9 protein-coding genes are annotated in these 8,952 nt (G+C 34.8%); 1 reads left to right on the top strand and 8 read right to left on the bottom strand.

Annotation, left to right across the window (positions count from 1 at the left end; all coding sequences use genetic code 11):
- Positions 1-105 precede the first annotated feature (105 nt).
- From ACTTKP_RS09775 to ACTTKP_RS09760, 4 genes are all read right to left on the bottom strand, one after another.
- Positions 106-1,965, bottom strand: coding sequence for an O-antigen ligase family protein (locus ACTTKP_RS09775; protein ID WP_442553717.1), 1,860 nt, complete (start codon positions 1,963-1,965; stop codon positions 106-108).
- Between the two features lie 30 nt (positions 1,966-1,995).
- Positions 1,996-3,138 carry a DUF4317 domain-containing protein gene (locus ACTTKP_RS09770; RefSeq protein ID WP_442553716.1) on the bottom strand — a complete coding sequence of 381 codons (1,143 nt, stop codon included), beginning with the start codon at positions 3,136-3,138 and terminating at the stop codon, positions 1,996-1,998.
- A gap of 160 nt (positions 3,139-3,298) precedes the next feature.
- A complete protein-coding gene (gene cysK, locus ACTTKP_RS09765; protein ID WP_442553715.1) occupies positions 3,299-4,225 on the bottom strand; it encodes a cysteine synthase A in 927 nt (308 codons plus the stop codon).
- An 89-nt stretch (positions 4,226-4,314) separates the two neighbouring features.
- Entirely contained in the window at positions 4,315-4,578 is a 264-nt protein-coding gene (locus ACTTKP_RS09760; RefSeq protein ID WP_442553714.1) for a hypothetical protein, read from the bottom strand.
- 225 nt (positions 4,579-4,803) lie between these two features.
- Between ACTTKP_RS09760 and ACTTKP_RS09755 the strand changes: the two genes are divergently transcribed.
- A complete protein-coding gene (locus ACTTKP_RS09755; RefSeq protein ID WP_442553718.1) occupies positions 4,804-5,970 on the top strand; it encodes a BTAD domain-containing putative transcriptional regulator in 1,167 nt (388 codons plus the stop codon).
- Between the two features lie 22 nt (positions 5,971-5,992).
- On the opposite strand, the gene ACTTKP_RS09750 is transcribed toward ACTTKP_RS09755, so the two are convergent.
- The 4 genes from ACTTKP_RS09750 to rpsO form a co-directional block, all read right to left on the bottom strand.
- Positions 5,993-6,475 carry an HD domain-containing protein gene (locus ACTTKP_RS09750; protein ID WP_442553713.1) on the bottom strand — a complete coding sequence of 161 codons (483 nt, stop codon included), beginning with the start codon at positions 6,473-6,475 and terminating at the stop codon, positions 5,993-5,995.
- Positions 6,462-7,271, bottom strand: coding sequence for a putative ABC transporter permease (locus ACTTKP_RS09745; RefSeq protein WP_442553712.1), 810 nt, complete (start codon positions 7,269-7,271; stop codon positions 6,462-6,464). Before ACTTKP_RS09745 ends, ACTTKP_RS09750 begins: the two co-directional genes overlap by 14 nt.
- A 10-nt stretch (positions 7,272-7,281) precedes the next feature.
- Positions 7,282-8,340, bottom strand: a complete 1,059-nt coding sequence (locus ACTTKP_RS09740) for an Ig-like domain-containing protein (RefSeq protein ID WP_442553711.1) — start codon at positions 8,338-8,340, stop codon at positions 7,282-7,284.
- Positions 8,341-8,477: 137 nt separating this feature from the next.
- Positions 8,478-8,744 carry a 30S ribosomal protein S15 gene (gene rpsO, locus ACTTKP_RS09735; RefSeq protein ID WP_442553710.1) on the bottom strand — a complete coding sequence of 89 codons (267 nt, stop codon included), beginning with the start codon at positions 8,742-8,744 and terminating at the stop codon, positions 8,478-8,480.
- Positions 8,745-8,952: the final 208 nt, after the last annotated feature.

The raw sequence follows: 8,952 nt of genomic DNA, 5'->3' as shown, positions 1-8,952 counted from the left end.
TCAAATCTTAAAAGCAAAGCAAGGACTCCTGCAACCCATACGACCATAAGGTCGTATAGGATAATCAGAATCCTCTTTATAATCTGCTGATACTTTGTGTAAAAATCAATTATTTTTTCCGACATTTGTATCACTTCCTGCTTTGTCCAATTTTATTATATAAGTATTTATTCCATACCCGACACCTAAAAGCACCCAATAAATCGGAGCAAGTGCTACACAGGAATCATTAAATATTCCTGCTAATAAATAGCCGATTACTCCTAATGATATAGCTGCTCCAAAAGTCTCTATTTCTCCGATCAGTTCTCTCTTCCAATATATTTTAAATGTCTGCACTACATAAAACAATGCAACTCCTATAAAACAAATTAATGCAAGTCCTCCGCTCTGTACACCAATCTGCAAAAACATATTGTGAGGTTTTGTTATAATCATATTTCCATAGCCGCCATTTAAACGCCCGATATAATCATTATGTGGAAATGCTATGGTAAAGGTATCTGCACCTGTTCCTAATAAAAGATGATTGAAGAATACAGGAAATGTCCTGGACCAGATATAACCTCTTCCCGATGCAAAGGCGTCATGATCTTTAATCACTGCTGCCGGAGCATCATATATATCATCTGTCTTCCCCTCTCCTGTATAAATTTTATATCCATTTTCCGTCTTCATAAGAGTAAAAATGCCTTTAGGAGTATTACAATTTATAAGATACTGTCCTAAACTTTTATCTCCAACTACATATTGAAAACTTAAATCTTTTAATTTATCATCTTTCAATGTAACTAAAGAACCTGTTTCATCCGTCTCATACTCTATAGCTTCACCATTTTCTTTGAAAAAATAAAGTGCTGTAGTATCACCCTCCGGCTCATAATTTAATCTAAATTTCACCCCATTATAAGTAATTTGGGCATAGTCTTTTTCAAGCTCTACTTTTTCTAGTAATGTATCATTCTTCTGCACAGCAAGTGCGTTACTTACATAAGATACAAAGTTCAGTCCTATATAATTAAAATAAAGTACTGATGAAACTATGATTATCGCCACAAAGCCAAGCATTATAGGCCAACCTTTTTTAAGCTTTTTTCTAAATAATATAACTGCAAATACTGCCAATACTGCAAATACTCCAAGAAAAGTCTTTGAGCCTGAGCCCATCGCACAAAGGAAATTAATTATAGTAATAATTCCCCAAAATATTTTTTTCCAAATTTTCTTAGAAAAAATTGCAAGTGCCAGGAATATAGGAAAAACTAAGGCTGCATAAGAACCGACATAGTTAGGATTATACAGTGTTAAATACACCTGATGATTACCTGAGCCTGAGAAAGTAAAACTTAAATTTTCTCTCATTGACTCAGCTCCATCAAAACTGCTTGGTATAATAAGCCATCTACCCAGCTTAGAACCCCAAAAATCCTTTCCTATGAGCTGGCTTATTCCTATATATGAATGCACGGTTGCCAACACTCCAAGCGCAGTCCTTATAAATCCTATACCATAGCTATCCTGTGCAAAAATAAAAGCATAAATCAAAACAACACAGTAAGCAAGTATCACCCACAAAGTCTCATGCTGTTCAAACATTCCATTCAGCCCAAAGCTTCTATATTTTGATGTTATGGTTGAAATAACCGTAAGACCTGCATATCCAAATACTAAGTACATCCATACCGGAGGTTTGCTCATCTTAGCTTCTAAAAATGCCTTATATCCCAGCATAAGAATCATTGCTACTGCCACTGCTACAAGCAACTGCCCCTTTACCTTAAGAAATACATCCAAAGAATCGTCACCGCTTGCAAACCAAGCAAATTGGCTCAGATTCGTATTATGTTCTGATGCCCTTACAATAAGAGGGATTATAGCTATTACTGTCCCTAATAAAAACATGCTTATTCTGGTGCCTATGCTTACTTCTTCTTTCTTCTCTTTATAACCATATCTGTAGTCCACTTTTTGCCTCCATTATTTGTATTGATAATCTTACTCTTTATCTTCAACATACTTTACTTCAATGCCATTTACCTCTACACCTTCTCCCACAGGAATTACTATTGAAAGTACTCCATCTACCATTTTATGGCTTATTAGAGAGGCACTCTCCGGTTTTATTTTAATTTCTATGTCCGGAGCTTTAATACTAAGTTGTTTTGCAGCCGGCAGATTATTTGCTATTATCGCAGTATTTTCTCCTGCAATTTCATTAAAAGTCTCCTCAAAATTCTCCAGTTTTTCTCTTTCAACTCCGCTCTTCCCAAGCAGTTCCTTCATAGCATAAGAAGTGAGTTCCACCGGTTCAGGAATATCCTTATTCTGTTCAATTACATCTGCTATATTTTCCTGCATCCTCTGTACTATTTCCAGACTTACTTCATCTCCCAAAGTTTCAATAATTAAACTATTAAATGTTTCTCTCTGACTTTCCGGCGACATTGGAGATACTGTTCCAAAAACCGCATCCACAAATTCAGGTAAAAGTTCTTCAGGTTTCTTTGTGTAATAGAGAAAACTGTGAATGTCCGGCTCTCTATCATTAAAGGCCGGAAAAAGAAATGCCTTTTCCGGAGCTTCCACAATCCAGTCTCTCATTACCTCTCCTATTCGGTTAGCAGCCGAATCATATCCTAATCCAAGCCCTACCTTAGAAAGTTTTACAGGACAGATTGCACAAAGTATATATTCATAAATAATGTCAGATGCATCCTCCATTATTTCTCCATCCTTAGCTTTACCGGGCACATCATAATTGCCATGTACAGCAACTATATAATATTTTTCATCACTCTGATAGTTTGCTATGACTATATCAAAAAACTTTTCCAATATCTCCTCTTCTTTAAGACCACTGTCACGGAGGTTTAGTAAAAATTTCTGCTGTCCCTCGCCAAATTCAGCATCTAGAGGAAATTCCATATTAATAAGATTCTTACCAAGTGTGCCGCTTAAAGATTTCTTGAAAATATTGAGATGTGATAAAATTTCTTCTTCAGAAAAACTGCTCAATGCTTCTTTAAGTACAAAAGTTTTTTCTTTTTCTATGCCTACATAACAGGCTGCAAGACTATCTATTCTATACTTATCTTTTTGAAATAGCCTGCGTATTTCTGATATTTCCGTTTTATTCATAATATCACCTTTTAGTCAGGTTGTTAATTGTAACATCTTTTTATATAGGTGTCAAAAGATAATAAATTCTTTTGCAAGCAAGCCGGTACAGAATTTTATACTTTTGACACTTGCATCATTATATCAAATATTTTAATATAAATAAAGAGCATCTGCATTGTTATCTGAAAAGTGCTGTTGACAGATACCTGTCGCCTGTATCCGGAAGAAGTGCTACAATAATTTTCCCTTTATTTTCAGGCATTTGAGCCAGCTGTTTTGCTGCAAAAACTGCTGCTCCTGATGATATTCCTACAAGAATACCTTCTGCTTTTGCTATCTCTCTCCCTGTCTCAAGAGCATCTTCATTATCAACTTTAATAATCTCATCATAAATACCGATATTCAGTACCTTTGGAATAAATCCTGCTCCTATACCCTGAATCTTATGCGGTCCTGATGAACCTCCTGAAAGTACTGCAGAATCTTTCGGCTCTACTGCAACCACTTTTACATTTGGATTTTTAGACTTAAGATACTCGCCAACTCCTGAAATAGTTCCACCTGTCCCTACTCCTGCTACAAAAATATCTACCTTTCCCTCGGTATCTTCCCAAATTTCAGGACCTGTAGTTTTCTTATGTGCCTCCGGATTGTCAGGATTATCAAATTGTCCCGGTATAAAACTGTCTTTTATCTCCTTCGCAAGCTCTTCAGCCTTTGCAATAGCTCCCTTCATACCCTTTACACCATCTGTAAGTACAAGTTCTGCTCCATATGCCTTTAATATATTTCTCCGTTCTATACTCATTGTATCAGGCATAGTAATAATTACCCTATATCCTTTAGCTGCAGCTATAGAAGCCAAACCAATTCCTGTATTTCCACTAGTAGGCTCAATTATCACTGTATTCTGACTCAGTTTCCCATTCTTTTCTGCCTTTTCTAACATATTAAGAGCCACCCTGTCTTTCACGGAGCCGGCAGGATTAAAATATTCAAGTTTCGCCAAAATTCGTGCTCCCAATCTATATTTATGCTCATAATTACTAAGCTCTAAAAGAGGAGTCCTTCCCACTAATTCCGTTATCTTTTTATAAATAGCCATCTATACCTCCATAATGTAATATTTACTTAAGCATCCCTGTGAACCTTTATATTTAACTAAATTATAATACCATAGGTTCACATTTTCCATCAAGATTTATTTCGTTTACCGAAAAACTCTGCCAAAGGATTTATTGTTTTTGCCGTATTAAAAATATTCTCCTGTTCCTTTATCAGATATTCTTTAAATACATCAAGTTCATTATCTGAAAAACCTGTATTTTTAATAAATACACCTCCCGGCATTACAGCTTCAGCTTCCCTACCATGTCCACTATCGACAAAACTTATAAATATTTTCTGCTGTCCACCCTGCCTTATAACGGGTGACACCTCCACCTTTATCTCGTCCACTATTCCTCCATATTGCATAAAAATAATAACATACTTTTTCTGATTATATCATACATTATTTATTTTTTATATACTATAGAGTAAATTGAGTAAAATCATAGTTGCCAAACCTCTTCAGACTTTGTATAATAGTATGTATTATCATTATTATTAGTTTTAATAATAATTCATTTTTCAAAATAATTTAAGGTAATTTAAATTGGAAAGGGATTAGCTGTGGCAACAATGAATATTTCAGTTCTAGGAAAATTCAGCATAGAATATAACGGTAAAGTTGTATCTGATAACTTAAACCGTTCTCGCAAAATGTGGAATCTTCTTGCCTTTATTATAATGAATCATAATAGTGCTATTACTCAGTCTAGATTTATTGACGCCTTATTGTCTGATGACAATAATAATCCTATAAATGCACTTAAAACACAGCTTTTCCGCACAAGAGAAATGCTTAGACCTCTTGAGCTTGAAGGTGATGGCTGTATTATTTCCAGTAGGGGAGCATACTCATGGAATCCGGAATACCATATAGTTCTTGATGCTGAAGTGTTTGAAACCCTTATTCAGGAAGCCGAAAATGAAGAACTTTCAAATAAACATAGAATCAATATGTATCTTGAAGCTCTCAGGCTATATGACGGTGATTTTATACCAAAACTATCCGGAGAAGTTTGGACTATACCTATAAGTGCCAGATACCATGGCATTTATCTTGATGCCGTAAAAAAGCTATGTGATATTTTAGAAGAAGAAAATGACCCTGAAACTATAATAAATGTTATATTAAAAGCACTGGAAATTGATAATTTGGACGAGACTCTTCATTGCCTGCTCATAATGGCTTACATACGATGCGACCGCTACAGAGATGCTCTTGATCATTATGACTCTGCTACCTCAATCCTATATAGAAATCTTGGAGTCAATCCTTCAGATGAGCTTCGAGCCCTTTATAGCCAAATTATGGATACTCAAAAATCTTTAGAAACAGATTTAGCTATAATTCAAGAACAGCTTATGGAAAATTCCTTAGAAGAAGGAGCATTTTTCTGTGAATACGGCTACTTTGTTAAAAATTATCAGCTGACTAAAAGGCGTTTGGAGAGATTAGGACTCTCAACCTACCTCTGTCTTGTTACCTTGCAGACAGAACGAGGTAAAACTCCTGATCTTGTCAAATTAAACATATATATGGCAAAACTCCTAAACATACTTAAACTCAGTCTAAGAACCGGTGATGTTGTAGCACAATATAGCGGTGCTCAATATATTCTTATGCTTCCTTGTGTTAATTTTGAAAATGCCGAAATGGTAATGAAAAGAATTCTTGCTAATTATAAAAAGAAATTTAGAAATGATAAAATCTTACTTAATTACAAAATCAAAGAAATTTAGCCCCCTCAGCAGGGGGCTTTTTTTAGAATCTCATAATAGTCTCAGTTGCAGATGTAAGTTTATCCGCTATACACACTATAACAGCTTCCCTGCATTTAGGAATTTTAGTTACCGTAAGCGGCCACATATGACTTCTTATTATATGCTCCTCTTTTTCATCTATTCCAAAGTCCCTCTTTGCATTAGCAGCTGCATAACTTGGATGCATAAAACCATGTAGCTTAAAAAACTCTTTCATATTTCTAAACTTTGCTTTCTTCTTATGCCAATCATATAGAAAATAATCATGTAAAAATGCTCCTCGGACGAGTGCTCTTTCGTCTGACTTCAGCCTGAACATTTTATTAATTCTATAGCTCATTGCTGCTACCCTAAAACAATGATCATATGTAGTAATCTTTCCATGCTGAATAAATGTTCTCATTCGGAGAACATGGTCATGTTCATGGATTCCATCTAGAAGTTTCTTCACCTCATCTTTTATTATATCATTATTTTTCATCATCTGTCTTCCTCATTTTTTCAACTACCGGTAACGAATTTATTGCATCCTTAAACTTCTCTGCAATCTGTGCCCTGCCTTTCGAACTAAACTTCTTCATACTTTTCAATGCATGCTGCTGCAATAATCCCATATTAAGTGAATATTCTCTAATCCTATCAGCTGTAAGTTTCTCATATCCTTCCATTTTTTCAGAAATAAGCTGTCTTTTTTCCTCTATAATCTGATAAGAAGCTTCCATTTTCTCATCAAATTCCTTCTCCATTTCCTCCATCTTCTTAACCAACTGTGTGAGTCCCGCAACTGTAAGAGCAAGGTCCGCCCCTACGAAGGCTATCATAACCATAGCAATACCCTCTGCTGCTAAAGGATGAATATTTTCAACTATTCCAAATACAAAAGGCGATATATATTTTACCACAAATATACCTGCTATACCAAATCCTATTGATGCCGAAAGGCATACTCTTCCATGTATGTTTAATGGGGCATAGCTATAATCCCACCACATGGCATGAAATAATTTTTCAAGTACATAAGAGGTAACATATTCAAGTACTGCACTTCCAAACATACATATGAGAAAAATATGCCATATTGCCACTTCATTTTCATTGAAAATCATCTTAAATACTAAAGTAGAAATTATTCCACCTGCTCCATATATAGGACAAATTGCACCAAACAAAAAACCTCTGTTAGCCCAATGATGTGTCCTTAATGTACAGTAAATACTCTCATAAATCCAGCCCATAAAACTGAATATAATAAAGCTTATAAAATACATACTGATTATCATAAATTCTCCACTATATCTCCGGCTTTCCTACAAAACCTCTAAAATCAACCTGATGTCTATTCGCAAACTCCAGTCCTATAATTGGTTTTCCAAACTTATCAAATCCTTTAACTGTATAACCCGATATTATCTCAACATGATATATATTACGATACCTACCATTATTTACAGGCCCTTCCATGAAAAATAAATCTCCCGGTTCATAAATGAGCTTATTTATATTCTCTGCTGATATTCCACCTTCAACAATCTGCTTTTTTTCATCATAATATTTCCCCATGTCAGCAGCCGTCGGAGCATACTTATCACTGAGAATATTAATCCCTAATTTATTATATGCTCTCCAAGTAAGTGAACTACAGTCATAATAACCTTCCTCCATCCTCTTTGACTGGCTGTATTCACTTTTTGATGAATAGCTTTTTGCCCACTCCACAGCCTTTTTACGAGTTTCTGAGGTTACCGAAACTATCCATCCGAATATTTTTCCATTTACTTTAGCTGTAACCAGAGTATTACCCTTCAATTTTCCGGTAACATTTCCTTTAGAGTCCACTTCTGCCACAGCCAAATCCGAAGAAGCCCACTCTATAATTCCATTAGTCTCTTCTTTAATTCTAAGCTGTGATACTCCTCCAACAGTTAATAAAACAGAAGTGGAAGATAATCCATTCGCATTTATAGCAGCTTCAGTAGTTCCTTTTATACTTTCTATAATAACATTATAGTCAGCTATAAAATTTAAATTTCCCTGCACATCAATGCCTGAAATAATAACGGTAGCAATTCCCTGTCTATTAGCCCAGTATTTTCCATTACCAAATTGAAACAGATTTTTTCCATTTTCAGGAGAATAATAGACATAATGGCTCTTCAACTTTTTATTCTTTAACTGTGGCAAAAAAGTTACAAAATCATCTTCTCTTATCCTTATATCTCCTGAAGTTCCATTTTTTACTTTAATTATCTTCTCTTCTGCCTTTGCCGAAAACGATAGATAATTATATGCCATGAAAATGAAAATAATCAAGAATAATATTCTTACTGCAAATGTTAATTTTTTACTCATTAATAAAAACCCTTTCTAAAACGATACATCTCACAGTATATCATATCTTTATGGCATTTTTATATATTTTTTATAAAAAAAGGATACCCCAAAAGGCATCCTTTAATTTTGTGTTTTGTGTAGATTCTAAAATATAGTTACTTTCTAAGGCCTAAACGAGCGATAAGCTTACGGTATCCCTCAAGATCCTTCTTCTGATAATACGCAAGAAGCCTTCTTCTTGCACCAACCATCTTAAGAAGACCTCTTCTTGAATGATGATCCTTTGCATTAACAGAAAGATGCGCATTAAGCTCTGCTATTCTCTCAGTAAGTATAGCAATCTGAACCTCAGGTGATCCGGTATCTTCAGGTGTTCTGCCATACTCTTTAATGAGTTCAGCTTTTTTCTCTTTTGATATCATACTATTCTCCTTTCATCAATTCGCTATCGCCAAGCTTAAGGTCGGAGTATCCATATGCTGAGCAATAGTATACTAACTGTGCAAATGCACTTCTATTAGTTTACCATAAATCATAGTATAAGTAAAGTAATTTTTTTATTTACAAGGGATCAGTGTTATTTGAAAAAGTAAATTCCACATTAGTATGGATTTTACTTATTCCATACAC

It is taken from the genome of Catonella sp. (assembly GCF_052169795.1).
Classification (GTDB): Bacteria; Bacillota; Clostridia; order Lachnospirales; family Lachnospiraceae; genus Catonella.
This window is presented reverse-complemented; position numbering and strand designations above follow the sequence as displayed.